The sequence below is a fragment of the Terrabacter sp. NPDC080008 genome, assembly GCF_040702505.1.
GTDB lineage: Bacteria > Actinomycetota > Actinomycetes > Actinomycetales > Dermatophilaceae > Terrabacter.
Genome location: NZ_JBFBLC010000002.1, coordinates 453,499 through 479,091, shown reverse-complemented (window position 1 = coordinate 479,091; position 25,593 = coordinate 453,499). Strand labels below are relative to the sequence as shown.

General features: G+C 70.7%; 26 protein-coding genes, 3 tRNA genes and 1 pseudogene. 12 read left to right on the top strand and 18 right to left on the bottom strand.

The window, feature by feature from the left end; all coding sequences use genetic code 11:
* Window positions 1–61: 61 nt before the first annotated feature.
* From AB0316_RS08225 to AB0316_RS08215, 3 genes are all read right to left on the bottom strand, one after another.
* Window positions 62–838, bottom strand: a complete 777-nt coding sequence (locus AB0316_RS08225; RefSeq protein WP_366272108.1) for a DUF2267 domain-containing protein — start codon at window positions 836–838, stop codon at window positions 62–64.
* A gap of 204 nt (window positions 839–1,042) precedes the next feature.
* Window positions 1,043–1,615: a type 1 glutamine amidotransferase domain-containing protein gene (locus tag AB0316_RS08220; RefSeq protein ID WP_366272825.1), complete on the bottom strand. Its 573-nt coding sequence runs from the start codon at window positions 1,613–1,615 to the stop codon at window positions 1,043–1,045.
* Window position 1,616: 1 nt separating this feature from the next.
* Window positions 1,617–2,771, bottom strand: coding sequence for a glutathione-independent formaldehyde dehydrogenase (locus AB0316_RS08215; RefSeq protein WP_366272106.1), 1,155 nt, complete (start codon window positions 2,769–2,771; stop codon window positions 1,617–1,619).
* A gap of 338 nt (window positions 2,772–3,109) precedes the next feature.
* On the opposite strand from AB0316_RS08215, the gene AB0316_RS08210 reads away from it, so the two are divergent.
* Entirely contained in the window at window positions 3,110–4,132 is a 1,023-nt protein-coding gene (locus tag AB0316_RS08210) for a helix-turn-helix transcriptional regulator (RefSeq protein WP_366272104.1), read from the top strand.
* Window positions 4,133–4,294: 162 nt separating this feature from the next.
* Window positions 4,295–5,284 carry a hypothetical protein gene (locus tag AB0316_RS08205; protein ID WP_366272102.1) on the top strand — a complete coding sequence of 330 codons (990 nt, stop codon included), beginning with the start codon at window positions 4,295–4,297 and terminating at the stop codon, window positions 5,282–5,284.
* Window positions 5,285–5,450: 166 nt separating this feature from the next.
* Here the strand turns inward: AB0316_RS08205 and AB0316_RS08200 are convergent, their stop codons facing one another.
* Window positions 5,451–6,164, bottom strand: a complete 714-nt coding sequence (locus AB0316_RS08200; protein ID WP_366272100.1) for a type 1 glutamine amidotransferase domain-containing protein — start codon at window positions 6,162–6,164, stop codon at window positions 5,451–5,453.
* 235 nt (window positions 6,165–6,399) lie between these two features.
* Between AB0316_RS08200 and AB0316_RS08195 the strand changes: the two genes are divergently transcribed.
* Window positions 6,400–7,764 (top strand): DUF2254 domain-containing protein, encoded by a 1,365-nt coding sequence (locus AB0316_RS08195; RefSeq protein WP_366272099.1) that lies wholly within the window; start codon window positions 6,400–6,402, stop codon window positions 7,762–7,764.
* A 97-nt stretch (window positions 7,765–7,861) separates the two neighbouring features.
* On the opposite strand, the gene AB0316_RS08190 is transcribed toward AB0316_RS08195, so the two are convergent.
* The 3 genes from AB0316_RS08190 to AB0316_RS08180 form a co-directional block, all read right to left on the bottom strand.
* Entirely contained in the window at window positions 7,862–8,314 is a 453-nt protein-coding gene (locus AB0316_RS08190; RefSeq protein ID WP_366272098.1) for a DUF4186 domain-containing protein, read from the bottom strand.
* 107 nt (window positions 8,315–8,421) lie between these two features.
* Entirely contained in the window at window positions 8,422–8,640 is a 219-nt protein-coding gene (locus AB0316_RS08185) for a hypothetical protein (RefSeq protein ID WP_366272096.1), read from the bottom strand.
* Between the two features lie 108 nt (window positions 8,641–8,748).
* Complete coding sequence (locus AB0316_RS08180) at window positions 8,749–9,132, bottom strand: DUF2267 domain-containing protein (RefSeq protein WP_366272094.1); 384 nt, start codon at window positions 9,130–9,132, stop codon at window positions 8,749–8,751.
* Window positions 9,133–9,349: 217 nt separating this feature from the next.
* Here AB0316_RS08180 and AB0316_RS08175 point away from each other — a divergent pair, with 217 nt between their 5' ends.
* From AB0316_RS08175 to AB0316_RS08160, 4 genes are all read left to right on the top strand, one after another.
* Entirely contained in the window at window positions 9,350–9,646 is a 297-nt protein-coding gene (locus AB0316_RS08175) for an antibiotic biosynthesis monooxygenase (protein ID WP_366272093.1), read from the top strand.
* Window positions 9,647–9,857: 211 nt separating this feature from the next.
* Window positions 9,858–10,175 (top strand): hypothetical protein, encoded by a 318-nt coding sequence (locus tag AB0316_RS08170; RefSeq protein ID WP_366272091.1) that lies wholly within the window; start codon window positions 9,858–9,860, stop codon window positions 10,173–10,175.
* A gap of 64 nt (window positions 10,176–10,239) precedes the next feature.
* Window positions 10,240–10,626: a hypothetical protein gene (locus tag AB0316_RS08165; protein ID WP_366272089.1), complete on the top strand. Its 387-nt coding sequence runs from the start codon at window positions 10,240–10,242 to the stop codon at window positions 10,624–10,626.
* Between the two features lie 251 nt (window positions 10,627–10,877).
* Complete coding sequence (locus AB0316_RS08160; RefSeq protein ID WP_366272087.1) at window positions 10,878–11,783, top strand: aldo/keto reductase; 906 nt, start codon at window positions 10,878–10,880, stop codon at window positions 11,781–11,783.
* A 190-nt stretch (window positions 11,784–11,973) separates the two neighbouring features.
* Here AB0316_RS08160 and AB0316_RS08155 read toward each other — a convergent pair whose 3' ends face one another.
* The 6 genes and pseudogenes from AB0316_RS08155 to AB0316_RS08130 all read right to left on the bottom strand — a co-directional run bounded on the left by AB0316_RS08155 (window position 11,974) and on the right by AB0316_RS08130 (window position 14,463).
* The gene (locus AB0316_RS08155; protein WP_366272086.1) at window positions 11,974–12,225 is read right to left on the bottom strand and encodes an ANTAR domain-containing protein; all 252 of its coding nucleotides are present in this window, start codon (window positions 12,223–12,225) and stop codon (window positions 11,974–11,976) included.
* A gap of 97 nt (window positions 12,226–12,322) precedes the next feature.
* Window positions 12,323–12,682 (bottom strand): annotated as a pseudogene (locus tag AB0316_RS08150) (GAF domain-containing protein); the annotation flags it as partial.
* A gap of 241 nt (window positions 12,683–12,923) precedes the next feature.
* Window positions 12,924–12,998, bottom strand: a tRNA-Val gene (locus AB0316_RS08145).
* Window positions 12,999–13,042: 44 nt separating this feature from the next.
* A tRNA-Cys gene (locus AB0316_RS08140) sits at window positions 13,043–13,113 on the bottom strand.
* A gap of 28 nt (window positions 13,114–13,141) precedes the next feature.
* Window positions 13,142–13,214: transfer RNA gene (locus AB0316_RS08135), tRNA-Gly, on the bottom strand.
* A 91-nt stretch (window positions 13,215–13,305) separates the two neighbouring features.
* Window positions 13,306–14,463, bottom strand: a complete 1,158-nt coding sequence (locus AB0316_RS08130; protein ID WP_366272085.1) for a YihY/virulence factor BrkB family protein — start codon at window positions 14,461–14,463, stop codon at window positions 13,306–13,308.
* 100 nt (window positions 14,464–14,563) lie between these two features.
* Between AB0316_RS08130 and AB0316_RS08125 the strand changes: the two genes are divergently transcribed.
* Window positions 14,564–16,204, top strand: a complete 1,641-nt coding sequence (locus AB0316_RS08125; RefSeq protein ID WP_366272083.1) for an acyl-CoA dehydrogenase family protein — start codon at window positions 14,564–14,566, stop codon at window positions 16,202–16,204.
* 31 nt (window positions 16,205–16,235) lie between these two features.
* Here the strand turns inward: AB0316_RS08125 and AB0316_RS08120 are convergent, their stop codons facing one another.
* Complete coding sequence (locus tag AB0316_RS08120; protein ID WP_366272082.1) at window positions 16,236–17,210, bottom strand: polyphosphate kinase 2 family protein; 975 nt, start codon at window positions 17,208–17,210, stop codon at window positions 16,236–16,238.
* An 82-nt stretch (window positions 17,211–17,292) separates the two neighbouring features.
* Between AB0316_RS08120 and AB0316_RS08115 the strand changes: the two genes are divergently transcribed.
* Window positions 17,293–18,036, top strand: a complete 744-nt coding sequence (locus AB0316_RS08115) for a dihydrofolate reductase family protein (RefSeq protein WP_366272080.1) — start codon at window positions 17,293–17,295, stop codon at window positions 18,034–18,036.
* Window positions 18,037–18,072: 36 nt separating this feature from the next.
* Here the strand turns inward: AB0316_RS08115 and AB0316_RS08110 are convergent, their stop codons facing one another.
* On the bottom strand, window positions 18,073–19,248 hold the full coding sequence (locus AB0316_RS08110; protein ID WP_366272078.1) for an alpha/beta hydrolase: 1,176 nt from the start codon (window positions 19,246–19,248) through the stop codon (window positions 18,073–18,075).
* Between the two features lie 96 nt (window positions 19,249–19,344).
* Between AB0316_RS08110 and msrB the strand changes: the two genes are divergently transcribed.
* Both msrB and AB0316_RS08100 read left to right on the top strand, forming a co-directional pair.
* On the top strand, window positions 19,345–19,794 hold the full coding sequence (gene msrB, locus AB0316_RS08105) for a peptide-methionine (R)-S-oxide reductase MsrB (protein ID WP_366272076.1): 450 nt from the start codon (window positions 19,345–19,347) through the stop codon (window positions 19,792–19,794).
* Window positions 19,795–19,858: 64 nt separating this feature from the next.
* The gene (locus AB0316_RS08100) at window positions 19,859–20,257 is read left to right on the top strand and encodes a DUF1707 domain-containing protein (protein ID WP_366272074.1); all 399 of its coding nucleotides are present in this window, start codon (window positions 19,859–19,861) and stop codon (window positions 20,255–20,257) included.
* Between the two features lie 74 nt (window positions 20,258–20,331).
* Here AB0316_RS08100 and hemQ read toward each other — a convergent pair whose 3' ends face one another.
* Both hemQ and hemG read right to left on the bottom strand, forming a co-directional pair.
* Window positions 20,332–21,033, bottom strand: coding sequence for a hydrogen peroxide-dependent heme synthase (gene hemQ, locus AB0316_RS08095; protein WP_366272073.1), 702 nt, complete (start codon window positions 21,031–21,033; stop codon window positions 20,332–20,334).
* Window positions 21,034–21,067: 34 nt separating this feature from the next.
* On the bottom strand, window positions 21,068–22,447 hold the full coding sequence (gene hemG / locus AB0316_RS08090) for a protoporphyrinogen oxidase (RefSeq protein ID WP_366272072.1): 1,380 nt from the start codon (window positions 22,445–22,447) through the stop codon (window positions 21,068–21,070).
* 248 nt (window positions 22,448–22,695) lie between these two features.
* Between hemG and AB0316_RS08085 the strand changes: the two genes are divergently transcribed.
* Complete coding sequence (locus tag AB0316_RS08085; RefSeq protein WP_366272071.1) at window positions 22,696–23,859, top strand: DUF4349 domain-containing protein; 1,164 nt, start codon at window positions 22,696–22,698, stop codon at window positions 23,857–23,859.
* A 32-nt stretch (window positions 23,860–23,891) separates the two neighbouring features.
* Here the strand turns inward: AB0316_RS08085 and murJ are convergent, their stop codons facing one another.
* Window positions 23,892–25,580, bottom strand: coding sequence for a murein biosynthesis integral membrane protein MurJ (gene murJ, locus AB0316_RS08080; RefSeq protein ID WP_366272069.1), 1,689 nt, complete (start codon window positions 25,578–25,580; stop codon window positions 23,892–23,894).
* Window positions 25,581–25,593 lie beyond the last annotated feature (13 nt).

The window sequence follows — 25,593 nt, the reverse complement described above, 5'->3', positions numbered from 1 at the left end:
TCATCGTTGGCGGCTGGGTCCGCCGCTTCGGCGGCCGAGGTGGACGTGGTGCCGGGCCCGCCTAAGCGCCCTCGATGACCTCGCTGATCCTGTGGGCCAGCGCGACGTCGAGGTCCGTGACGACTCCGCGTGCATGCGTCCAGACGCGGAACGTCGTTCCGTCCGGCTGCTCCTCCACCACGGCGTGGTGGTTCGTGTCGTGCTCGACCCGAGCAATGCGGTCGCGCAGCTCCTGGCCGACTCCCGGGGGAAGGACCACAGTCCGCTCCAGGGCACGGACGTCTCCGGTCCACCCCGGAAGGGAGGCGAGGGCCTCGGCGACTTCTTGCGCCGTCAGGTCGGTCGGCTCAGGAAGCGCGGCCGTCGCCGCCCTGTCGGGAGGAGGTCCGTCCCCGGGCGCAGCGAAGAGGTCCCCGAAGTCCTCCGGCAGCTGGCTCCGGACGGTCTCAGCCGTGGTGGCGTCCTCGTCAGCGAGCGCGGACAGGACCGCTTGCGTCAGGACGCGGGCCCGCTCTGGGGAGGTCTCGAGGTCGGCAGCCACCGTCTGCAGGAACGCAGTGCTGGACTCCGGGCGGTGGAGCGGAGCCGACCCCTGAACGAGTCTCGACAGCTGGTTGGGCAGCGTCTGCCCGAGAGCCTCTCGACCGGCGCGGTCAAGCCGTCCGGCGATGCCCACGAGGATGACCTCTACCGGCCGTTTCGCGGCATCCGGGGGGTCGAGCCCGGCTCGTGATGCGATGTCGGCGAGGAGTTCGCGATGAGCCAACAAGAGTGCAGTCCTTCCTCTGGCGGGTGTGATGTGGCGCGCCCTGGCGGACCGGATCGCGCGCTCCCCCACCGCGGACGCGATCCCCTTGGTCGAGCCGCTGAGTGCGTGGCCAACCCGGGAAAAGTTCGTTCACCTGGGTCACCGCCAGCCACCCGGTCGGGGTGGCTGGCGGGAGCCGATGGACGAGCCGAGCGGCGGACCGCCGGGACGGCCCGGCGGGCGCGGATTCCGCAGGCGCGGAACCCTCGCCACCGTCGTTCCAGGGTGCCGACGTCAGGAGCCGCCTACGTCGGCGGTCTCGGGAGCCTTCGCGAACTCCTGGACGATCCTCTCGCAGAATGCCGGGAGGTCGTCCGGCGACCGGCTCGTGGTGATGTTGCCGTCCGTGACGACCTCCTCGTCGACCACCTCCGCGCCGGCGTTGCGCAGGTCGGTGCGGACGCTGGGCCACGACCTCAGCCGGCGCCCTCTCGCGACATCGGCCTCCACGAAGTTCCACGGGCCGTGGCAGATGGACGCGACCGGCTTGCCGGACTGGACGAAGTCGCGGACGAATCGCACCGCGGCGGCTTCCATCCGCAGCTTGTCCGGGTTCACCGTCCCTCCCGGCAGCAGCAAGGCGTCGTAGTCGTCCGGCGAGACGTCACCCACCAGCTGGTCGACGGAGAAGGTGCCGGCGTCCTCCAGGTCGTTGTTCCGCGCCTGGATCTCCCCCTGACTGATCGAGACGAGCACGGTGCGAGCACCGGCGTCGTCCAAAGCCTGCCGCGGCCTCTCGAGCTCCACGCGCTCCACGCCGTCCGCAGCGAGGATGGCGACCCGCCGTCCGTCGAGCGCTCCCGCCATGTCAGTCACCCGCCATCGCCGGGTGCAGGACGATCTTCGTCCATCCCTCGTCGCGGTTGTCGAAGTGCTCGTAGGCCTCGGGCGCCTTGTCGAGCGGCAGCTCGTGGCTGACGATGAACGACGGCTCGGCCTTGCCGGCGGCGATGAGGTCGCGCAGCTGGCGGTTGTACTTCTTGACCGGCGCCTGGCCGCTGCCGATGTGCTGGCCCTTGAACCAGAACATCCCGTAGTCGAAGGCGAGCTTGCCCTGCTTCGCCAGCTCGTCCTTCGCTCCGGGGTCCTGGGGCACGAAGACACCGACGTTGCCGATCTTTCCCGTGAAGCGCACCGAGGCGACAAGCCGGTTCATGGTCAGGTTGGCCTGCTCCTGACCGTCCGGCTCGTGCGCCTGGTAGCCGACGCACTCGCACCCGTTGTCCGCACCCAGCCCCATGGTCTGCTCGAGCACCGCCTCGACCGGGTCGACCTTCGAGTCGTCGATGGCGATCGCGCCGATCGACTCGGCCAGTCGCAGCCGGTCGGGATGCCGGTCGACGACCATCACCTTGCTGGCTCCGCGGATGGTCGCCGACAGGGCCGCCATGAGCCCGACCGGTCCCGCTCCGTAGATGACCGTCTGGTCACCGGGTTGTACGCCGGCGAGCTCGGTCGCGTGGTAGCCGGTCGGGAAGATGTCCGCGAGCATGACGTAGTCGGTCTGGCGCTCTTCCGCGTCCTCGCCCAGCCGTAGGCAGTTGAAGTCACCCCACGGCACACGTAGCAGCTCTGCTTGCCCTCCTCCGTACGGTCCCATGTCGGCGAAACCGTACGCGGCGCCGGCCATCTTCGGGTCCGGCTGCGCGGTCAGGCAGTAGTTCGTCAGCCCGCGTTCGCAGTTCTTGCAGTGCCCACACGCGATGTTGAACGGCAGGACGACGTACTCCCCCACCTTCACCTTGTCGACGCCGTCTCCGACCTCCACCACCTCGCCCAGGTTCTCGTGCCCGAACCAGCGACCGGTCTCGAAGTCGGTGCGGCCCTCGTACATGTGCAGGTCCGACCCGCAGATGTTCGCGGACGTGACGCGCACCAACACGTCGGTCGGCCGCTCGATGCGCGCATCGGGCACGTCCTTGACGCTGACCTTGCGGGGTCCTTCGTACACCACTGCCTTCATGCTGCCTCCTCGTCGTGAGATGAGCAGCCACCCGCCGCTCGGGCGGCCGTCTCCATTACAGGCGGACGACCTCCGGGCCCGGTATCGGCAGAAGTGCCCATACCGGCACGGCACGGCACGCACGGCATCCTTCCTCGCACCTCGAGGGTCACGTCCCACGTGGTGGGCACATCGGGGCCGGGTGAGCGGACGACGAAATCGGTTCGGCATCGACGCGTGGGGTACGCGGGAGGTGCCCCTCGATGCGAATCTCTCCGGCCGCGGCTCACGAGCTTGCGCGCGTGGCACCGCGCGGACGTCGCGTCCGCTTCTGGTTGCGAGTCGCGGAAGGAACCCCCGTGCCGAACGATGTGCCCATTGCCGAGATCGTCGACATCGCCGCCTCCACCGTTCCCCTGCTGGAACGGGCACGAGGCATCGTGGAGAGCCTTGACGCCTGGTTGCCCGTCGAAGCCATCTGGTTGACCCTCTCCGATCCGCAGTCGCACGTCTACGCAACCATCGGAAGCACAGGGCTGGAGCGACCCGTCCTCGACTACCTGGACCGTCCGACGGTTGCACGAGAGATCCAGCTTGCCGAGCTGAACAAGGACCGCCCGCCCGTCGCTGTCACGGAGCTGCCTGTTCCCATCGAGGAACTGCCGACGTGGGCGGACTGCCTGATCCCGGTCGGCTTCCGCGATGGCCTGGCCGTGCCTCTCGTCGAGCCCGGGGGCCCCTACCTGGGGATGCTCAGCCTGCTGCACTCGAGTACAGAGCTACCCGCAGGTGTGGTGCGAGACAGCGTCGGGCAGCTTGCTCCGTTGATCGCTCGGGCAGTGTCCCCGCTGCGTTCGCTGCTGTCGACCGCGCGCCTCGTTCAGGGTGCGAGGGCGGGTGCGGTCCTGCTTCGCGACGGCAGCACCTATCCCCTTCCCGGGCTTGAGCCCCACCCGTCTCTCGTTCACTCGCTGGTCCTGGACATCGCCCGGCGCACGCTGTTGGAGGGCGTCGTGTACCGGTCGTTCATGTGGCCGCTGCAGAACGATGGCGGCCTCGACGCCCACACGCGCGTCACCGTCATCGCAGCAACCGACGTACCGGCTTTCGTGCTGGGCACTCTCCTGCTCACACCGGATGCCGAGTGCCACGGCCTCACACTCCGCGAGATGGAGGTGCTGGGCCTGATTGTCGACGGGCGCTCGAACCAGCAGATCGCGACGCGACTCACCATCGCCGCTCGCACCGTGGCCGCCCACGTGGAACACATTCTGCGCAAGTTCGACGCACCGACGAGGACGCTGGCTGCGGTGCAGGCGGAGCGCGAAGGATGCCATGTCCCCCCAGCCCTGTCAGTGCCGTCGAGGGGCCGGGGTTACTGAGGGGCTGGGCCGCAAAGGGGGTGGGCCGCAAAAGGGGTGGGTGGTGCGGAAGGAGCGCTTTACCCGTGCCGACGTTCGAATTACCGTCGAGGACCGGGAGAGCGTTCCGGCACGGGGACTCTCCGGCTTCGGCCGCCGAATCGATGACCTGGTATGGGGGCGATGGTGAGCGGGAACGCGTCGCTGCGCGCCGAGATGGCGCAGATAGCCACAGAGGCAGGCGCCGTCGAGCAGCGAGCAGACGCGCTGTTGACGTGTCTGAGCCGAGCACTGCCCTACACCGCGGCCTGGATCGGGTTGCGTGATCCGGAGACCCGGGTCCACCACCGGGTCGGCTCCTTCGGCGATGGCGACGCCCTGGTGCGCTACTTCGCACATCCGGAGGCCGACGAGGAGGTGGAGGCGTTGGGGCTCAACCGGTGCCAGCCGCCTGTGCCGGCCTCGAGCCTCGGGGTTCCTCTGGCCGAGACGCGGGCTTGGGGGGAGTACCTGCTTCCGGCAGGGTTCGTCGACGGGGTGGTCGTGGGGCTGTTCGCCGAGGATGGTCGGCACCTTGGCTTCCTGAGCCTGCTCAGCGCTGACCCGGCTGAGCGCGCCGGCTCCTACGCCGCTGCACTCGCCGACCTTCGACCCATCATCGTCGATGCGGTCGATCGGCTGCCGTCGTTCTCCGCCGCAGCTCGTCTGGTCGGTGATGCGATCGGGGGCCTTGTCATCACCCGGGCAGGCCGCTCGGTGCCGGTGCCGGGCCTCCGCACCCATCCGTTGCTGGCCGAGGGGTCCGCGACGCTTGCCGCCGCGCGCCGGCATGCCAGCGCGCCGGGCACGGCCGCGACGTTCATCAGCCCGTGGTCAGGGAGTCTGCTGGCGATCAGCGTCCTCGACTGTCGTGACGCCACCGACCACCTCAGCGCACTCGTGCTGGTTCGTCCGGCAGATCACGCCGGTGGCCTCGAGATGCCCGAGCTGCGGCTGCTCGGCGCGCTGGTGGAGGGCTGGGATGACGACCGCATCGGGGCAGCCCCCGGCCTGATCCGTACCTCTGGTGACGCGTTGCGACTCGCTGAACGGCTGGGACTGCCCTCCGTCGAGGCACTCGTGCAGCACGCAGCGCGGAAGGGCTGCTACGTCCCCTCCGCGCTGTGGCCATGATGGGCTGGGTCCGGAGCGATCCGTCTACGGCCAGAGCCGGCGGTTCCTCAGCGTGTTCTCGAGCCTGGAGAGTGCCGCGGGCGGTGCCGTCGCCCGGCGTCCAGGCTGCTGGGTTCCCGCATGCGGCCACGCTCCGAGGCTCAGTCGTGCGAGCGTTGACGCGGTGTCAGCGAGCCGGTAGCGCCCGCTTGGCAAGCACTGCTGCGCCGGCCCCGGCCAGGGCGGCGGTCAGGAGCCTCGGCGACCACCGCGTCGCTGCCGTCACCAGTTGCGGTGGGCTGCTGCGCTGCGGATCCGACCGCGAGTCTGAGTCCGAGCTCGTCACCGCAAGCGATCCGTCCGCGAAAGCGTCGAGCATGGCGGGTATGAAGGCCGCCATGTCCTGAGGTCCCCGACTGGTGGTGAGGTTGCCCTCGCGAACGACCTCCTGGTCGAGCCACGTGGCACCCGCGTTCACCACATCGTCCCGGATGCCCGCCCACGAGGTGAGGGTGCGTCCCTCGAGGACACCGGCCGACGCGAGCACCCACGGCCCGTGGCACAGCGTGACGACCGGCTTGCCGCTCTCGACGAACTGGCGGACCAGCTCGCGCGCGGGTGCGGACTGGCGGAGCAGGTCCGGGTTGATGAAGCCGCCCGGCACCAAGAGACCGTCGTAGTCGCCGACGCCCGCCTGGGCCACAGTCCTGTCGACGCGCACCCGCGTGGCCGGCAGGTTCAGGTTCAGACCGCGGATGCGGCCCTTCTGTAGCGATACCACGTCGACCTTCGCGCCCGCCGCCTTCAGCGCGCGCAAAGGGACGGTCAACTCGACCTTCTCGAACCCGTCAGCAGCGAGAACCGCGATTCGGCGGCCCTTGAGGTTTCGTCTGTCGGACATTGCTCCACCTCCTGTGAGTCGCCGGGACGCGTACCCAGTCCCGGGCATCCGACACCCCGTCACTTCCCATGGCGTATCGGGCGTTCTGCCGATAGCGGCTCCCCTTCGCCGCACGGTTCGATGGGGAGGACCGGCGTCTCGTGACCCGCCGGGCGGCGCGTCCGACCCGTGCAGAAGGAGGGGAGACCATGGACCGGTACCAGTCGGCCATCGGCGGCCAGGCGGCAGGCATGCGATGCTGAGCAGGCTGCGAGTCCAGCGCTTCATCCACTCGAGCCTGTGGCTGTTGCCGGTCGGATGCCTGGTCGCGGGCGTCGTCCTTGCTCTCGGCGCGCTCGCACTCGACCGACTCACGGCATACCAGCTCGTTCCGAGCAGCCTGACCGGGACACCGTCCGACGCCCAGACGATCCTGTCGACCTTCGCCGGCGCCCTGGTGTCGCTGACCACACTCGTCCTGACGGTCACCCTCGTCGCGGTCCAGTTGGCGATGGAGCAGTTCTCGCCCCGCATCGTGGGGGCTCTGCTCGCCGACCGGTGGAGCCAGCTGGCGATCGGGTTGTTCGGCGCGAGCTTCGTCGTCGTGGTGCTGACCCTGCGTGAGATCCGCGGCTCCGACAAGGGCACGGTGCCCGGAGCGTCCATGGTCCTGTCCTACGTTCTGATGCTCGCCAGCATCATCGTGCTGATCCTTTTCGTGCACCACGCCGGGCAAGGCCTGCGGGTCGCCGGGCTCATCGATCTCGTCGGTGACCGCAGTCGCGCGTTCATCGTCCGCGAGCACGGGGAGCTGCCGGTGGTCTCTGCTGGCCCGGGCGAGATCGTCGCCGCGGGGCCGGGCAATGTGGTCCGCGTCGATCGCCCCGCCCTAGTCGCCGCGGCCCGCCAGGCGGACTGCGTGCTGGAGATGGTCCCCGTGATGGGGGACTTCGTGGTCGGCGGTGCACCTCTGTTCCGTGTGCATCCGCGCACCTCCTCTATGCCGACTGCCGACGCAGGTGCCGCCACAGGTGCTGCCGCTCGGCTGCAGGCCGGCGATGTGGCCCGTCACGTGCTGCTCGGACCCGAACGCGTCCACACCGAGGACCTTGCCTACGGCTTCCGCAAGCTGGTCGACATTGCTGTCCGGTCCATCGCTCAGCCCTTCAACGACCCCACCACGGCGGTCCAGGCTCTGCATCGGCTTCACGACCTGTTGCGTCAGATAGCCGCTCGCCCACTGCCCGGGGGCGAGCACCGTGACGAAGACGGCGTGATCCGCCTGATAGAGCGCACAGTCAGCTGGGACGGCTACGTCAGGCTGGCTTTCGACGAAGTCCGCCTGGCCGGGGCGTCGGAGCCGCAGGTGACCAGGAAGATGTGCGCGGCACTCACCGACCTCAAGTCCGTCGCACCGCCCGAGCGACAGGGACCGCTGGACCACCAGCTGCGGCTGCTCACGGCCGCCGTCCACCGCTGTCATGAGGATGAGGAGGACGTCGTCGCGGCGCTCACCCCGGACACCGAAGGGATCGGGTCGGGTGCCGACGTCACGGTGGCACCGGATCTGGGGTGGGTCCCGGACGTCGCGGCATTCGGTGTCCGAGTTCCCCCGCGCTAGCCCTGCCCTCTTAGCAGTAGGCGGTTGCTCGGTGCGCCGGGCTCCAGGGGCTGAAAGGTACCGGGCTCGCTAGCCGGGAGAGGGGCAGACGCGCAGGTCACCAGGGCCCGGAACGGCCGCGGGGCGGATGACCGCCGACGCGAGGAACGCGCGGAAGAGAGCGCCCAGACTCCCGACCTTCGATGGAGGTCGCCAGCTCCCGGTTGATCCAGCGCACGATCACCTCGACCACGTAAGCCCGCTCACCGCCGTCGAGCCGATGCCCTTTCCCGATGCCGTGCCACGTCTCCAGGCAGCTGCGGCAGCAGGTCCCGGTGGCGTGCTGGGCCACGAAGACCGGGTGATTGCGGTACGGGGTCTGCCGTCCGTCGTTGCGCGGCTCGGCCGGCGCCAACCGCTCCGCGATGATCTCCGCGGCATGAGCACGCATCGTCTGCGGACCGCGGAGTTCGGCCGTGGCCCGCTCGCGCCCGCGTAGATGGAACCGCCGCCCGAACGGTCGCGCGCTCGCGCGGTCGATCCGCGCATCGATCTCGGCAGGGTCGGCCATGACCACAGACTAGGCACAGTGCGGACGCGAACCGCCACGGACCGAGCAGGGCGAGCCTCGACTCCCGATGCGACAGCGCCGCCGAGGGCGACTGGGAGACGTCGTGCTCAGGCCAGCCCCTCGTTGTGCGGCTCGATGCTCGCTGAGGGGTCGACCCCCTCGTCGGCGTCGGGCTGGACAGGGCCCTCGCCCGGCTCGGAACCGGAGCCGGCCGCAGTGTTTCGAGAGGACCTGTCCGGGTCTGTCACGTCGGTGGTCGTCGGCGCCTGACCGATGCGCTTGGCGGCCTCTCCAGTCCCGGTGTCCTCCAGCTCTGAATCGCTCATTTCTCCTCCTTGGATTCCATTCGCTGCTCGCGCACACGCCGGTGGGCTGCGCGAGCGCAATCTGTCCGACGTGCGTCGTAGGTCTGTCTTCGTCGCCGACACCCGCCGTCAGGCTCGGCTCGATCCGGGCAGGAGCCCGGCGAACTCCCTGCCCAGTTGGGCGAGCACGTCGTCGAACTCACCCGGCGAGACAGCCTCGCGGGTCGTGGCGAGCACGGCGACCATCCCGTTCCGAGCCTCCTCCTTCGACAGGCGCGCCATCCGCGCGACCCGCACGGCGAAGTCCTCGGATTCGAAGGAGTGCGCCTCCGGCTCCGGGGGGATGAGGTCGCTTTGCAGGGGCCGGGGCAGCTGAGCACGTAGGTCGTATGCCTCGTCGGCATTCAGCCGCTCGGCCAGCACTCTCAGGGTCGCGTGGACGAGCGTCTCACTCTCGTCGCGTGGGCGCCCGATGCGAGCCTGCACGGACCAGATGAAGTCGTCGTACCGCACTGCTCCTCCTCCATCAAGAAACCAGTCGGCTCACGCGCCGGCCACTGCTCCACTCTGGACGTCGGTGCCTGAGGAAGTACATCGGCAACCCTGCCGATCTGCTCCGCCGTCGGCGACCAGGACGCCTGTGCCGAGCGGCTCGCATCGGCAGACCTGCCGATGCCCCATCGCGACTTCAATCCGTAGTGTCGAGTGCATCCCGACGAGAGGACCATCCATGACCATCGACCGCGGACTGCTGGCCATCCTGAAAGCCAAGCCCGGCAAAGGCGACGAGCTCGGGGCGTTCCTCCAGCAGGCCCGCCAGCTGGCGACCCGGGAAGAGGGCACGGTCAACTGGTACGCCTTCCGAATCGACGACACGACGTACGGGATCTTCGACACGTTCGAGACCGAGGAGGCCCGACAGGCACACGTCAACGGCCAGATCCCCGCGGCACTGCAGGAAGCGGCCCCGGACCTGCTGGCCGAAGCCGCTGACATCAAGCCGATCGACGTGCTCGCGGTCAAGTAGCCGCCTTCTGCTCGGTGCTCTCGATACGCGTCGGGTGTCGAACCACCCGGCTCTGCCGCGGCTTCGTCGTTGCGGGCAGTGCTGTGGGCGCTGCTGGGCCCAACAGCTGCCTGGGGGCCGAGCGCGTGAAGCACCCCAGCGGCGGGTAGAAGACGCAGACCGAAACCGGCAAGCACAGCGCACGTCACCGGACGGAAGAGGAGGACCCGAGATGAACCAGACACCCGAGGACGCCGACCAGCGAAGGGCCGTCGATAGTGCCGAGCCGGACCAGGACGAGGTCTTCGATGACGTCAACCTTCCGGAGGATGACGGGCTTCCACGGCCGAATCGGCAGGGCCATGCCAAGATGCCGGAGCGGCTTGACGACGACGCGTTGGAGCGTGCCGTTGAGCGTGAGAGAGCAGACGCGGGCATTACCGACTACGCCCAGGCAGATGTGCCACCGGCAACGGATCCCCTTCCCGAAGGGTCGTCGCAGGCGGCGGACCTCGCTCAGCGGGGCCTGACCGACGAGCAGGCGGGTTGAGCGAGGCGCCGGAGTGTCTCGACGGCGCTGTCGCGGACCGGACGTCTGCATCGAGGCGGTCGGTATGGAGGCGCACTCCCCGGGGCCGCTGCACGTGTACGACCAGGTCAAGCAACAGCTCCGGCTTCAGACGGACCGGCCCACGGCCGTGCGCGAGGCGATCTACGCCTGTCGCAAGGGCGGGTCGGTGTTCACCCACGGTGTCTTCGGCGGGGTCGTGGACAAGTTCCCGCTCGGGGCGGTGATGAACAAGGCGCTGACGCTGCGAGGCGCCCAGCAGCACGGACATCGCTACATCCCCGAGATTCTCGACCTCATGAGCCGCGACGAGGTCAGAACCGAGCACCTCGCCGCCCACGTCATGCCGCTCGACGACGGTCCGAGGGGCTACCGGATGTTCAAGGAGAAGGAGCATGGATGCGTCCGGGCGGTGTTCCGACCGAACGCCTGAGTGGCGAGGAGGCCTCGTCCCAGCCTGAACTTCCACGGGTGGGACGGGGTCTCCGTCCGGTGGCGCCAAGGGGGAGCCATCACGGAGAACGGTCGCCCCTCCTCGGTCTCGAAGGTGTCCAAGGCCGTACGTCGTGTCGTCGATCCAGGATGCGTACCAGGTGACGGTGCCCTGTTCGTGGGTCGCCAGCTCGCAGGCCTGCTGGCGGGAAGACGAGCGGGGAAATGAAGAAGCACGTGTGATCGCGCTTCGTGCTCTTCGCACGTGGCGGTTCAAGATCCCCCACCCTGATAGCGACGGAGAACCCGATGTCGAGCCAACCGGTCCCGCAGGTACGACTGCCCGCTGGGGAGACGATTCCCGTGATGGGGCTGGGCACCTGGTACCTGGGCGAGGATCCGGCCCGGCGGGACTCGGAGCTCGCGGCCCTGCGCCTGGGCATCGACATTGGGCTCACGTTGATCGACACCGCCGAGATGTACGGCAACGGCAGGGCGGAAGCGCTGGTCGGCGAGGCGATCGCCGGCCGCCGCGACGAGGTGTTCCTGGTTACCAAGGTGCTGCCCTCACACGCCTCGTACGCGGACACGATCCAGGCGTGCCGCCAGAGCCTGGGCCGGCTCGGCACCGATCGGCTCGACCTGTACCTGCTGCACTGGCGCGGCCAGGTGCCGCTCGAGGAGACCGTGCGCGCCTTCGAGGAGCTGGTCCGGCTGGGCATGATCCGCTACTGGGGCGTCAGCAACTTCGACACCCAGGACATGGCCGAGCTGCTGAGCGTCCCCGGCGGGCAGGCGGTCCAGACGAACCAGGTGCTCTACAACCTCACCCGCCGGGGCATCGAGTACGACCTGCTGCCGGCCCTGCAGCGACAGGGCATCCCGGTGATGGCCTACTCACCGATCGAGCAGGGCCGGCTGCTGGACCACCCCGCGATCATCACGGTGGCGAACGAGCTCGAGGCCACCCCGGCACAGGTCGCCCTCGCCTGGGTGATGACCCGGGACGGTGTGAACCTCATCCCCCGTGCCGGCACGCACCAGCACGTTCTGGAGAACCGGGCAGCGGTGGGCCAGCGTCTGACCGAGCAGCATCTGCGCGCGCTGGACGAGGCGTTCCCGCCGCCCCGCCGACCCAGACCCCTCGAGATGCTTTGAGGTCCTGCCGTGCCCGGTGGAGTGGCGACCGCGATGCCCGTGGACCACGGCGACGCGACAACCCGTTCGCACGCTGCAACATCGACGGGCCCGTCAGGAGCGACATGACCGGACGAACTCCTCCACGCGGCTAGAGCGCGACTCCCGGACCACGACAGCGCCGCCCGGGTGGTTCTGCGCAGCCTGGCACTCAGGTACGACCCGTGCCGGGCCGTGGAGGCTGGGGCAGCTCGCCGGTCTCCAGGAAGGTCTGCGCGACCTCCCGCAGCTTGATGTTCGCGTTCTGCGAGTGGCGCCGCAGGACGTTGAAGGCCGCGTCGCTGCTCAGGCCGTGGCGCTGCATCAGGACCCCGACGGCCTGACCGATCATCTCGCGGGTGCCCAGGGCATGCCGCAGGTTCTGGGCCGAGTGCACCCAGCCCACGAGAGCCGACGCGGTCACCCGGCAGCTCTCGGCCAGGTTGAGGGTGTCGGTGTCCAGCCGGTGCGGGCGCTCCCAGTAGAGGCCCAGCGCCCCCAGCGTGCGACCCCCCCCAGACGAGCGGGACCGCCACGGTCGAGTGCACGCCGGCCGCTTGGGCTGCGGCGCTCCAGCGAGGCCACCGCCGCTCGACAGGCAGTGAGTCGCTGACCACGGTCAGGCCGGTCGTGATCGCCTCGAGACACGGTCCCTCCACGAGGGGCACCTGAAGTCCGTGCACCTCGGCGATGAAGAGGTCCGACGCGGCCCTGGACACGACATGGGGCGCTCGACCGACGATGGCACCTGCATGCTCGAGGACCGGCACGAGCCTGGCGGCGGTGGCGAGTACCTCGGTGAGCGTGTCTTCCACGGTCCGCGCGCCGTACGGCGGCCTGCTGGACCCGGCAGTCGTGCTCGCAACGTCAGGGGCGTCCATGGGAGGTACCTCCGCGGGTCCCAGGTCCTCTCGTTCTTGAAAGTCCCGTTCCGGGAGTCGAGCCATGTCGAACCCCGTGCCCTGACCTGAAAAGTACTGAGCGGGAACCCCGCCCCGATATCGGCAGATCTACCCATTTCGCGGGCTGGCTCCTGCCGAGTCGGTGCCCGACTCGCGGACCTGGGGACATGACGAGACAGCCCCTGACCCGCGTCTCCGCTGGTCAGGGGCTGTCTCGTGCTGGTGGGCGATACTGGGTTTGAACCAGTGACCTCTTCCGTGTCAAGGAAGCGCGCTACCGCTGCGCCAATCGCCCTTGGGTGTTGCTGGTACTGCTGGGTCCTGCGTGGTGTCTCACCGAGGTGGAGACGGGATTTGAACCCGTGTACGCGGCTTTGCAGGCCGCTGCCTCGCCTCTCGGCCACTCCACCGTGGAAGGCAAGTGGATCTTTGCCTCCGAGCGGACGACCGGGCTCGAACCGGCGACCTCAACCTTGGCAAGGTTGCGCTCTACCAACTGAGCTACGTCCGCGGGAACACCAGCGGTGTAACTTCCCCGCTCGGTGCGTGGTAGACACTATCCGATCGCTCCGGGAGATACAAAACCGGCTCCGGCACCCTCGTCAGGGCCGGTTTCCGGGCGGGTTCGGCACCGGATCCGGCGCCTCGTCGACCTCTTCTGCACCGTCCGTCCGGGCCTGTCCCACTCCCCTTCGGATGGCGGCCCCCAGGGGCCCCGGCTCCCTGCTGCGGAACTGCTGGTCGCGCCCACGCTCGTCCCCGTCGGCCTCTCCTCGCGCAGCCTCTGGCTCAGCCGATCGCGAGTCACCGCGCGCCAGCAACGCGCCGGCCCCCTCCTTGGCCCAGTTCACGAGCCGCACGTCGGTGCCCTCGTGCAGGTCCACCGGCCACAGGATGCGCACCGCGGCGTTCATGCCGGCGCCGATGAGGATCGCGACGGCGAGCGCGTAGAGCCACACGAGCAGGACGATGGGGGTGCTGAGCGGGCCGTAGATCGACGAGCCGCCCATCGAGGCCTCGAGCGAGACGCGTACGACGTAGGAGGCCCCGATCCAGATCGCCATGGCGAGCACCGCACCGGGCAGGTTGCGCCGCCAGGGACTGCGGTGCGGCGTGGACACGTGGTACATCGAGGCGAGCAGCACGACGCCGAAGGCGAGCAGGGTCGGCCAGTAGAGCGCCCGCGTGACGGCCGCGGCCAGGTCGGGCAGCCACGAGGCCAGCAGTCCCGGACCGAGCAGCATGAGCGGCAGCACGAGCACGGCCGACACGATCCCGAAGGAGTAGAGCAGCAGGCTGAACGCGCGCATGTGCACGATCCCACGGGCACCGTTCTGCCCGTACATGATCGACACGGTGTCGACGAAGACGTTGAGCGCTCTCGACCCCGACCACAGCGAGAGCAGGAAGCCGACCGAGACGATGTCGACGCGACCGCCGCGCAGCACGTCCGTGATCGTCGGCAGCAGCAGCTCGTTGATGCTCGACTCGGAGAGGAAGCGGGACGCGTACTCCTCGATGGCCGACACGATCCGCTGGGTCGTGTCCGGACCGATCCACCCGCCGACGAAGCCGAGGCCGCCGAAGAGACCGAGCACCAGGGGCGGCAGGCTGAGCAGCATGAAGAAGGCGCCCTCGGCCGCGAGCCCGGTCACGCGGTAGCGCAGGCAGACCCGGATCGTCTCCCGCGTCAGCCTGCCGAGCCGCAGTCCCCACGGGACCCGCTCCAGCACTGCCCGCGTCCTCGTCCGCACGCTCATCGTGTCCGAGGCTAGTGGGAGGCGGCGAACCGACGGCAGGTGACCGGCCCGACACCCCGTGCGCGGTCGGTCAGCCGACCTCCCGACCTACGCTCTGCACGTGAGCACACACGAGGTCACCAACCAGGTGCCGCCCTTCGTCGGCAGCGACTTCCTCCTCGACGACGCGACGCTGCGCGAGGCCGTCGAGCGCTGGGCCGGCCCGTCGGCCGCGGCCGAGCTCGCGCCTCTTGGCGCCCTCGCCGGCACCGAGGAGGCGCAGGAGCACGCCCGGCTCGCCGACACCCACCCGCCGGTCCTGCGCACCCACGACGCGCGGGGCAACCGCATCGACGAGGTGGAGTTCCACCCCTCGTGGCACTGGCTCATGACTCAGGCGGTGGGGGCCGGGCTCACCGCCGAGCCGTGGACGCGGCCCGCTGGCTCGGGCGCCCACGTGCGCCGCGCCGCCGGCTTCCTCCTCTGGTCGCGCGTCGAGGCCGGCCACGGGTGCCCCGTGTCGATGACGTATGCCGCCGGGTCGGCCCTGCGGCACGACCGCACCCTGGGCGACCGCTGGCTGCCTGCTCTCGCGAGCCGCGACTACGACTTCGGCATCCGGCCCGTGTCGGTCAAGGCCGGCGCCGTCGCGGGCATGGGCATGACCGAGAAGCAGGGCGGCTCCGACGTCCGCGCCAACTCCACGCGCGCGGTCCCGGCGCCCGGCGGGCCGCTCCCCGGCGAGACCTACCGCCTCACCGGGCACAAGTGGTTCTGCTCCGCACCGATGAGCGACGTCTTCCTCGTCCTGGCCCAGGCTCCCGGCGGACTCACCTGCTTCGTCGTGCCGCGTGCCCTCGACGACGGCACCCGCAACGCCTTCGCGCTCCAGCGCCTCAAGGACAAGCTGGGCAACCACTCCAACGCCTCCAGCGAGGTCGAGCTGGACGGCACCTGGGGCAGCCGGCTCGGCGACGAGGGCCGCGGCGTCCGCACCATCATCGACATGGTCGGTGCGACCCGCCTCGACTGCGTCCTGGGCTCGAGCGCCACGATGCGCGACGCCGTCGCCCGCGCCGTGCACCACGCGCGGCACCGCTCGGCCTTCGGCGCGCTGCTCGTCGACCAGCCGCTCATGCGCAACGTCCTGGCGGACCTGGCCCTCGAGTCGGAGGCCGCGACGCTCCTGGGGATGCGACTCGCGCACGCGGTCGATGCCGGCGAGACCGAGCTGGCGCGCCTCGGCGTCGCCCTCGGCAAGTTCTGGGTGTGCAAGCGCACCGCTCCCCTGGTCGCCGAGGCGCTCGAGTGCCTCGGCGGCAACGGCTACGTCGAGGAGAACGGTCTGGCCCGGCTCTACCGGGAAGCGCCGCTCAACTCGATCTGGGAGGGCTCGGGCAACGTCAACGCCCTCGACGTGCTGCGCGCGGTGACCCGCGAACCCACCACGCTGGAGGCGCTGACGAAGGAGCTGCACGAGGTGCGCGGGGCCAGCACCGAGCTCGACGCCCACGTGGACTCCGCTCTGGCACAGGCCCGCTCGCTCGACCCGGCATCGGCCGACGCCGCCTTCGGCGCTCGTTCCATCGTGGAGCGTCTCGCGCTCGCCCTGCAGGCCAGCCTGCTCGTGCGCCACTTCCCCGGACCCGTGGCCGACGCGTTCGTCGCCAGTCGCATCGCCGGGCACCGGGGCCACACCTTCGGCTCGCTCGACGTCGACCTCGCCGGTGCCGCCTCGGCGCTCGTCGAGCGCGCCGGCTGACCCCACGCAACACCGGGTCGAGCTACAGCCCTCAGCTGAGGGACAGGCGCTTGCGCTCGCCCTCGACGTCGAAGTCGGCCGGTGGCCACTGCAGGTTCATCCCCCGCAGGGCGTCGAGCAGCAGCTGCTGCACGGCCAGCCGCGCGTACCACTTGCGGTCCGCGGGCACGACGTGCCAGGGAGCCCCCACCGTCGAGGTCTTGTCGAGGACCGCCTGGTAGGCCTGCATGTAGTCATCCCACCGGCCCCGCTCGTCCACGTCCCCGGGGTTGAACTTGTAGTACTTGTCGGGCCGGTCGAGGCGCTCGAGCAGGCGCGCCTTCTGCTCCTCCTTGGCGATGTGCAGCATGACCTTGACCACGGTGGTCCCCGATGCGACCACCTTGCGCTCGAACGCGTTGATCTGGGCGTAGCGCTTGGACCACACCTCCTGGGGGACGAGGTCGTGCACGCGTACGACGAGCACGTCCTCGTACTGCGACCGGTCGAAGACCCCGAGCTGCCCCGGCGCCGGCAGCGCCTTCTCGATGCGCCACAGGAAGTCGTGTGCCAGCTCCTCCTTGGTGGGCGCCTTGAAGGCGGTGGCCTTGACACCCTCGGGGTTGACCGAGATGACGTGCCGCATGATGCCGCCCTTCCCGGAGGTGTCCATGCCCTGCACCACGAGCAGGACCGCGCGCTTGCTCCCGGCCGTCGACTCGGCGAAGAGGCGCTCGAGCTGGTCCGAGAGCTCCGCCTCGCACGCCCTGAGCGCTGCCTTGCCGTCGAGCTTGCCGCCCGAGAACCCCGGCGTGCCGGAGGTGTCGACGTCAGCGAGCACGAAGCCCTTGCCGACGCACAGGGCGTTGCCGACGTCCTTGATCTCCGTCACCGCGTCGGCCTCGTGGGCCGCGAGGCGCTCCTCCTCCTCGGCGGCGCGCTCCACCTCCTCGGCGCTCGGTGCGGCGCCGGCGCTCATCCCGCCCTTGCCCTTCTTGTGCTTCTTGCTCTTCGCGCCCTTGCCCATGGCGTCATCCTGCCCGAACGGAACGCCGCGCGACGGGAAGCGTGCAGACCGCGCGCACGGCCCGTCACCGATACTGGCGGGCATGCGACTGCTCGTCCCCGGCCGTTCCGGCCTCGCCCCGCTCGCCGAGCTCGACGACACAGGCCTGTTCCGGGCGTATGCCGCCCCGGCCGGCCCGTGGGTGCGCTGCAACATGATCACCTCTCTCGACGGAGCTGCGACCGGTCCCGACGGCCGTTCGGGGTCGATCAACAATGCCGCGGACCACGCCGTCTTCGAGGTGCTGCGGGCGATGAGCCACGTGGTCGTCGTCGGCGCCGGGACCATCCGCGCGGAGGGCTATCCGCCACTGTCGGTGAAGGACTCGCTGGTGGGCCTTCGCCGGCAGCTGGGCCTGCCTGACGTGCTGCCGCTCGTCGCGGTGAGCAACCGCGGTGACGTGCCCGAGACCCTGCGTGGCTGCCGGGACGGCCGCGCTCTCATCGCCCTGCCGGCCTCTGCACCCGGTCTCACTGCGGCCCGTCGCGACCTCGGCGACGAGCACGTCCTCGTGTGCGGCGATGACCGCGTGGACGTCCCCGCCCTCGTCGCCGCGCTGCACGAGCGCCGTTGGGGCCAGGTGCTGACCGAGGGCGGCCCCACGTTGCTCGCGGCCTTCCTCGCCGCCGGCGCGGTGGACGAGCTGTGCTTCACGGTCGCCCCGCACGTCGTCGGTGGTGAGCACCCGCGTCCCGTGGCCGCACCGGGCACGCCGGCCGAGCTAGAGCTGGGGCTGCTCGTCGAGCAGGACGACACCCTGATGGGGCGGTGGCTCGTCCGCCGCTGAGCGACCGCGCTCCTGCACGAGCCTCGCGCACCGACGTCAGGCTCGGAACCCGTCGACGAACTCGCGCACCACGCTTTCCCACCGCTGCGGCTCGACGTTCCACTCGCGACAGTGCCCGGCCGTGCCCCACCGCTCGAGGCGCACGAGGTCGGGCCGTCGTCCGGCGAGGGCGACCGCGGGCCCGATGGGCACGAAGTCGTCGCCGTCGGAGGCGATGACGAGCATGCGGTGCCGCAGCTCGCCGGCCCGCGCCACCCAGTCGGTGCGGGCCACGTCGATCGGCTCGTGGACGCCGACGAGGCGTCGGCTGCGGCGCGAGCCCATCAGGTCGGTCGCCACGCGGACCAGCGGACCCGGCACCTTGCGCAGGCGACCGTGGTGGCGCAGCACGACCCCCCAGTCGATGACGGGCGAGTCGAAGACCACCCCGACGACGTGACGCGCCAGCGGTGACCGGTCGAGGGCCTGCAGCACGATGGCACCGCCCATCGACCACCCGAGCAGGAGGATGCGTCGCGCACCCCGCGACACGGCATACGACATCGCGGCCTCGACGTCGCGCCACTCCGAGAGCCCGAGGCTGTAGCGCCCGTCGAGGCCCCGCGGGGCGTCGCGGTCGTTGCGGTAGGCGGTGACCAGGCTGGTCCAGCCGGCAGCGTGCAGGACCGGCACGGCCCGCAGCGTCTCCTCCTTGCGCGCGCCACGCCCGTGGACGAGCACTGCCCAGTCGGTGCCGGTGGCGCCGCCCTGCGGTGACACCAGCCAGCCGGGCAGCGGCCCGATGTCGGAGACGATGACGACATCTTGGTCGGGCAGGCCGAGGCTCACCGACGGGCGGTCCCAGAAGTAGTACTGGTTCCACCGCGCCGGGCCTGCCGAGATCCGCCCCCGGTCGACGGCGAGCAGCCGGCGCGTCACCGCCCCCTCCGTTCGGGCGACGACCTCGCCGACGCGGGCGTGCCCCGCTCCCCCGTCGAGCCAGATGCCGTAGCGACCGGCCGACGCCGTCTCCGCCGCCTCGTTGAGGGTCACGGTGTCGGCGTCGTGGGCGAGGACCTCGATGTCGTCGGGCTGCAGCTCGTCGGGCGTCACGACCTTGCGCGCGAAGTACGCGGCCGCCGCGACGGACCCGCTCGCGGCGCCCAGCAGCGAGCCGGTGCCCGCAGCCGCTGCCACGAGCACCGGTCGGGAGATGACGCGGCGCACCTGCACGAGGCCATCGTCGCAAAGAGCGGTGACCGTAGCCGGGAGGCGCGAAGGGACCGGCGGGGCGGGCACAAACGGGGCGCGCCTGGCGTTGGGAAGGGCATGAGCGAGCACACCACCTCCCAGAAGCCGTATGCCGTCCAGCGCACCGACGAGGAGTGGCGCGCGGCACTGACCCCGGCCGAGTACAAGGTCCTGCGCCAGGCCGGCACGGAGCCCGCCTTCCGCGGGGAGTACACCGACACCAAGACCGAGGGCGTCTACTCGTGTCGCGCGTGCGGCGCGGAGCTCTTCCGCAGCGACACCAAGTTCGAGTCGCACTGTGGCTGGCCGTCGTTCTACTCGCCGCTCGCCGGTGACTCGGTGGAGTACATCGAGGACCGCTCGTTCGGCATGAAGCGGGTCGAGGTCCGCTGCGCCACGTGCGGCTCGCACCTCGGCCACGTCTTCGAGGGCGAGGGCTACGACACCCCGACCGACCAGCGCTACTGCATCAACTCGATCTCGCTGCGTCTGCAGCCCGCTGCCGAGCCGTCGACCACCGAGGACTGACCCAGAGCCTCCCGGGTTCGGGGGTCGTCTGTCGACGACCCTCGTCCTCGCCTAGATTCGAGGCATGGACGACGGGGACATCCGGATCAGCAACACCGAGCGTGAGGAGGCGCTCTCCGCGCTCGCCGAGCACCGCGCCGCGGGCCGGCTCGACGCCGACGAGTACGAGGACCGGCGCGGTCGGGCCACCGACGCGCTCGTCCGGCGGGAGATCACCGAGCTCTTCGTCGACCTCCCCGAGCCGCACCCGCACCTGGGCTCGTCGGTCACCACGCCGGCGCCCGCCCCCTCGGATCGTCAGGACGTGGTGGACGCCCCGACTTCCACACGGGCGAAGTGGGCCCGGACCCTCGTGAGCCTGTCGCCGTTCATCGCCCTCGCCATCTTCTTCCGGACCGGGCAGTGGCTGGCGTTCCTGCTGGTCCCGGTCATGGCGATCCTGGCGAAGACCCTCGACGACTGACACGTGACGCAACAGGGCCCCGCTCCGGTGGAGCCGGGCCCTGTTGCGTTGGCGGGCGGTCGCCCCGGGACAGGTCAGCGCAGGTTGGCGACCAGCTCGGCGGGCTCGACCTTCGGGCCGGTGAAGAAGGGGATCTCCTCGCGCACGTGCAGGCGTGCGCGCGAGGCGCGCAGCTCGCGCATGAGGTCGACGATGCGGTGCAGCTCGTCGGCCTCGAAGGCCAGCAGCCACTCGTAGTCGCCCAGGGCGAACGAGGCGATCGTGTTGGCCCGCACGTCGGGGAAGTCACGGGCCATCTGGCCGTGCTCGCGCAGCAGGTCACGCCGCTCGTTGTCCTCGAGGAGATACCACTCGTAGGAGCGGACGAAGGGGTAGACGCAGAGGTACTTGCGCGAGACCTCGTCGGCCATGAACGCCGGGATGTGGCTCTTGTTGAACTCGGCCGGGCGGTGCAGCGCCGCGCTGCTCCACACGGGCTCGAGGTGCGAGCCGAGCTCGGTGCGAAGCAGCCGGTGGTAGGCCGACTGGAGCCGCTCGATCGTCTCGGCGTGCCACCACACCATGAAGTCGGCGTCGCCGCGCAGGCCTGCCACGTCGTAGAGGCCGCGCACCACGACGCCCTCGGCGGCGATGTCCTCGAGGAACGTCTCCAGCTCGGACACCAGCTTCTCGCGGTCGTCACCGAGGGGGGTGACGCTGCTGAACACCGACCACATCGAGTAGCGGATGGTGTCGTTGATCTCTCGCATTCGTGCCGGGGTCAGGCGCTCGCTCATGCCCCCATCATTGCAACTTCCCCGAGGTCGGGGCTCAGGGGGTCAGGACGGCCTGCGCGGCCGCCCTCCCGGAGGCGATGCAGGCCGGGATGCCCACCCCGTCGTATGCCGCCCCGCACAGTGCGAGACCCGGCGGCAGGTCGCGCGTGGGCGCCAGACGCGTACGGTGCCCGACGGCATACTGCGGCAGGCCGCCGCCCCACCGCTGCACGTGCGCGGCGACGGGGGTCGGCAGCTCGGGCCCCAGGACCGTGCGCAGGTCCCGGAGCGCGACCCGCACCAGCTCGTCGTCGGAGCGTTGGAGCGTGCTCTCCTCCCGGTGCCGCCCGACGGACGCGCGCAGCAGCGTGCGGTCCGGGTGCGCCACGGCGAGCCACGGCCACTTGACGGTGCTGAACGTCGAGGCCTTGATCGTCAGCGGCTCGGTGGGCGGCACCAGGAAGCCGCTGCCGTCGAGCAGCGCCGGCGGCGGCCCGTCCAGGGCGAAGGTGACGATGGCCATCGACGCGTACTCGACGCCGGCCAGGGCCGCCGCGGCCGTCGGGACGACCTCGCGCAGCAGCCGTGAGGTCGGGGCGGCTGGCGTGGCGAGGACGACGGCGTCGAAGCGCTCCTGCACGACATCGGTCGTCGGGCCGGTGGACACGACCCAGCCCGTCTTGTCGCGGCGCAGCTCACGGGCGACGGCGCCCGTGCGCACGGTCACGCCGTCCGAGGTCAGCCGGCGCTGCAGGACCTCCGGCAAGGTGCCGAGGCCGCCGACGAGGGAGGCGAAGACCGGCTTGCCGGCGTTCGGGCCGCTCACGGCGGCCTTGGCAGCCGCGCGCGCCACCTCGCCCAGCGGGCGCCCGTCGCGGGCGGCGGCTGCCAGCGCGGGAACCGCCTGCTCGGCCGAGATCTCCCGGGCGTGGCCGGCGTAGACGCCTGCCAGGAGCGGCTCGACGAGCCGGTCGGTCACCGCGGGGCCAAGCCGGCGGTCGACGAGGTCGCCCACCGATACGTCGCCCGCCTCGACGCCGTCGAGCACCTCGCGGGCGAGCCGGTCGACCTCGTCGTCGCTCAGCAGGCCGCGCACCGACTCGGGGTCGGACGGCACACCCATCACCGTGCCGCGGGGCATCGGCCAGCGCCGGCCCCGCGAGACGATGGAGGCGCCCACCGCGGCCGGGTGGGTGACCAGGTCGTCCAGGTCGAGCTCGGCGAACAGGTTGATGGCCTCGGGCCTGCGGGCCAGGACCGACTCGGCCCCGACGTCGACGCGCACGCCACCCACGTCCTCGAGACGCAGCTTTCCCCCCACCCGGTCGGCGCACTCGAGCAGGGTCACCTCCACGCCGGGCTCGCGACGGCGCAGCTCCCACGCCGCCGTCAGTCCGCTGATCCCACCGCCGATGACGGCAACCGCTCGTGCCATGGCGCCACTCTCCCACTCCCGCGCGAGGACCCGCCGCGCGGGGGCGGGTGCCCCGTGGCCGCCCGGAGCCGTACGTCGAGGCGTGCGTCGCGGCGTGCCTTGAGCGTGCGTCGACAGGAGCCGTCGAACGGCCGCGCAACGACCCGGACTGCTCACGTGTCTCTCGTAGCACCACGTCGCCGCGAGCCTGGCCCCGTCGCTTCCATCGTGACGCCCGGCCGGGAGGCGACCCGTCGAGAGGACCACCGATGACCACCATCTCGCACCCGTCACCTCGTCCCCGGGCGTCGCGCCTCCACCGACCCCGCGGCCGGCTCGTGGCGGTCGTCGCCGTCGTCGTGGTCCTGGTCGCGGTGGCCGTGCCGCTCGGACTGCGAGCCACCGGTGGTGGTGCGTCGTCGGTCGGGGCGAGCGTGGCGGCCCGACCCGGAGCCGCTGCGAACGGCAGCGCCGACAGCACCGGGTCGAGGGGCGCCTCCGGATCGGCGGGTGCCGGAGCCGACGCCGGAGCCGGCTCCCCACCGGGGGCGGCGGCCTCGGGAACCGCGTCAGACGTCGTCATCGGTCCCAAGGTGAGCCGCTCCGCGTGGTTGGGGCTCAAGGTGTCCGACCTGGGCACCGCCTCGGCCCGCGCCCGGGTGGTCGCCACGCACGCCGGTGGGCAGGTCACCTCGGAGAACGTCGTGACCTCGGTCGACCCGACGGGGGGGCAGGTGGGTGACCCGCAGAACGGCGGCGTGGGGTCGTCGTCCACCGACACGGCGCCGTCGCCCGGAACAGGCAGCCCCACTGGGTCCACCGCTCGGAGCACCCCCGGGTCCGCCGGCTCGCCTGCACCGTCGGTCCCGCAGGTCGGTGTGGACCAGGCCCGGATGGTGCTCAACGTGCCGTCGAAGGCTCTCGACGAGGTGCTGACCCAGCTCTCCGCCCTCGGCGCGGTCAGCTACCGGTCGTCACAGTCCGAGGACGTGACGGACACGTACATCGACACCAAGGCGCGCATCCAGCCTCTGCAGGACGGGATCGAGCGGGTGCGTGCACTTCTCGCCAAGACGACGGACCTGCAGCAGGTCATCACCCTCGAGAGCGAGCTGAGCCGGCGCCAGGCCGACTTGGACTCGCTCACGCAGCGCCTGGCGCAGCTCGACGCCGAGACGACCACGAGCGATGTCACGGTGTCGATGTGGACCGACGCCACCCCACCGGCGCAGACCGCTCCAGGGTTCATCGGCGGCCTGCACAGTGCTTGGGACAGCCTGCTCGGCTCGCTGACGGTCGTCCTGACCGGTCTCGCCGCGCTCCTCCCGTGGCTCGTCCTCCTCACCCCGCTCGTCCTGCTGGGGCTGCGCGTCCGGCGGCGGCGCGGCACAGGGGCATCTGCGGCACGCAGCTCGTCTCAGGCCGCGGACTGAGCAGACCGGGCGGCGAGCCGCGAGTGCGACCGTCAGCGCGCCAGCCGGCGGCGCACCATGTCGGAGACCTGGCGCACCTCGCGCACGTGCAGCGCGTGCGCGACACCGAGGTAGATGACGATGAAGACGAGGCCGGTCAGGCCGATCTCGAGGGCGCTGGCGAACATCCGCTTGGCGACGGAGGCCGATGCGTCGATAGCGCCGGCGGTGATGGGGTGGACCACCACCGTGACGGCCCAGGCGACGAGCCCGGCCGCTGCGGCGGCGAGGCCGACGCGCGACGCGGTGACGACGGAGCCCATGAGCCCCAGGCTGCCGGTGCGACGGCGCAGCAGGAAGATCCCCACGCCGGAGCTGACGACGTTGCCGACGGTCTGCCCCAGCGCCATGATGCCGATCGCCCACACCGGGTTGATGAAGATCGTGATGACGCCGGCGAGGGCGCTGACTCCCGTCAGCAGCGCCTGCATGACCACCGTCGGCTTCCCGTCCTCGAGGGCGAAGAACATCCGGTAGCAGAGCAGGTCCAGCCCGAAGGGCACGAGGCCGAGGATCATGATGACGAGCACGCTCGCCGTCACCTCGATCGACCGCGGGTTGGTGCCGCTCGGGTAGAGCAGCGCCACGATGGGACGTGCCAGGACGATGACGAGCACCATGATCGGCACGTTGGCCACCAGCGGCATCATCAGTCCTCGACGGAAGTCGCGGCGAAGCGTGTCGTTGTCGCCCGCAGCGGCAGCCGTCGAGAAGCGTGGGAAGAGCGCCGTGATGATCGAGGTGGTCACGAAGGCGTGCGGCAGCATGAACAGGGTGAAGGCGACGCCGTAGGCCGCCGGGCCGCGCACCTCGGCACCCAGGCCCATCCGCTCGGCCGCGCTCGTCGCGTTGTTGAGCACGCCCTGGCTGATGAAGAAGCCGAGTTGCGAGATGGCCAGCCCCGCGAAGGCCCAGAGGGCGAGACGGCTGACACCGCCGAGCCCGACACCGCGCACGCCCCAGCGCGGGCGGTAGCGGAAGCCCGTGCGGCGAAGGGCGGGCAGAAGCGACAAGGCCTGGACGACGACCGAGAGGGTGGCCGAGCCGGCGAAGAGCCAGATCATCGGGCCGGTCCATTCGGACGGGTAGCGCGAGCGGGGCTGGCCGGCCCCGTCGACGAGGTGGGGTTGGGGGAATACGACAAGGAAGAGCAGCAGCCCGGCGACGGCGACCACGTTGGCGATGAACGGCGCCCAGGCGAACGCCCCGAACCGCCCTCGGGCATTGAGGATCTGGCCCAGCAGCGCGAAGAGGCCGTAGAAGAAGATCTGCGGCAGGCAGATCAGCGAGAACGCGAGGGCCAGGCTCTTGAAGTCGGGTGAGCTGTTGCGGGCGAGCAGCCAGACGAAGCCTCCCGCCCCCGCCATGACGAGGACCGTGATGGCCGCCATGCCGGCGAGGGCCACCGTGATGACGCGGTCGGTGAACTCCTGGCCGCCGTCGTCCAGCTTCATGGCCCGGGCGAGCGACGGGATCAGCACCGCGTTGAGGATGCCGCCGGCCGCCAGCACGTAGAGCACGTTGGGCAGCGTGTTGGCGAGCGAGAAGGCGTCGCCGGCGAGGGTCAGGCCCACGATCGCCGTGATGAGGGCGTTGCGAACGATGCCGAGCACCCGGGACGCCACCGACCCACCGAGCATGGTGAGGCTTGAGCGAGCGACCGAGGGTGCTCCCTTCGTCATCCTGGGCGCCGTC

What these genes read in the sequence shown, in the direction of transcription:
- murJ (WP_366272069.1), bottom strand. Translation starts at nt 25,580, where the DNA reads ATGACGAAGGGAGCACCCTCGGTCGCTCGCTCAAGCCTCACCATGCTC.
- AB0316_RS08085 (WP_366272071.1), top strand. Translation starts at nt 22,696, where the DNA reads ATGACCACCATCTCGCACCCGTCACCTCGTCCCCGGGCGTCGCGCCTC.
- hemG (WP_366272072.1), bottom strand. Translation starts at nt 22,447, where the DNA reads ATGGCACGAGCGGTTGCCGTCATCGGCGGTGGGATCAGCGGACTGACG.
- msrB (WP_366272076.1), top strand. Translation starts at nt 19,345, where the DNA reads ATGAGCGAGCACACCACCTCCCAGAAGCCGTATGCCGTCCAGCGCACC.
- AB0316_RS08115 (WP_366272080.1), top strand. Translation starts at nt 17,293, where the DNA reads ATGCGACTGCTCGTCCCCGGCCGTTCCGGCCTCGCCCCGCTCGCCGAG.
- AB0316_RS08205 (WP_366272102.1), top strand. Translation starts at nt 4,295, where the DNA reads ATGGTGAGCGGGAACGCGTCGCTGCGCGCCGAGATGGCGCAGATAGCC.
- AB0316_RS08175 (WP_366272093.1), top strand. Translation starts at nt 9,350, where the DNA reads ATGACCATCGACCGCGGACTGCTGGCCATCCTGAAAGCCAAGCCCGGC.
- AB0316_RS08130 (WP_366272085.1), bottom strand. Translation starts at nt 14,463, where the DNA reads ATGAGCGTGCGGACGAGGACGCGGGCAGTGCTGGAGCGGGTCCCGTGG.
- AB0316_RS08195 (WP_366272099.1), top strand. Translation starts at nt 6,400, where the DNA reads ATGCTGAGCAGGCTGCGAGTCCAGCGCTTCATCCACTCGAGCCTGTGG.
- AB0316_RS08185 (WP_366272096.1), bottom strand. Translation starts at nt 8,640, where the DNA reads ATGAGCGATTCAGAGCTGGAGGACACCGGGACTGGAGAGGCCGCCAAG.
- AB0316_RS08170 (WP_366272091.1), top strand. Translation starts at nt 9,858, where the DNA reads ATGAACCAGACACCCGAGGACGCCGACCAGCGAAGGGCCGTCGATAGT.
- AB0316_RS08190 (WP_366272098.1), bottom strand. Translation starts at nt 8,314, where the DNA reads ATGGCCGACCCTGCCGAGATCGATGCGCGGATCGACCGCGCGAGCGCG.
- AB0316_RS08220 (WP_366272825.1), bottom strand. Translation starts at nt 1,615, where the DNA reads ATGGCGGGAGCGCTCGACGGACGGCGGGTCGCCATCCTCGCTGCGGAC.
- AB0316_RS08165 (WP_366272089.1), top strand. Translation starts at nt 10,240, where the DNA reads ATGGAGGCGCACTCCCCGGGGCCGCTGCACGTGTACGACCAGGTCAAG.
- AB0316_RS08215 (WP_366272106.1), bottom strand. Translation starts at nt 2,771, where the DNA reads ATGAAGGCAGTGGTGTACGAAGGACCCCGCAAGGTCAGCGTCAAGGAC.
- AB0316_RS08120 (WP_366272082.1), bottom strand. Translation starts at nt 17,210, where the DNA reads ATGGGCAAGGGCGCGAAGAGCAAGAAGCACAAGAAGGGCAAGGGCGGG.
- AB0316_RS08100 (WP_366272074.1), top strand. Translation starts at nt 19,859, where the DNA reads ATGGACGACGGGGACATCCGGATCAGCAACACCGAGCGTGAGGAGGCG.
- hemQ (WP_366272073.1), bottom strand. Translation starts at nt 21,033, where the DNA reads ATGAGCGAGCGCCTGACCCCGGCACGAATGCGAGAGATCAACGACACC.
- AB0316_RS08200 (WP_366272100.1), bottom strand. Translation starts at nt 6,164, where the DNA reads ATGTCCGACAGACGAAACCTCAAGGGCCGCCGAATCGCGGTTCTCGCT.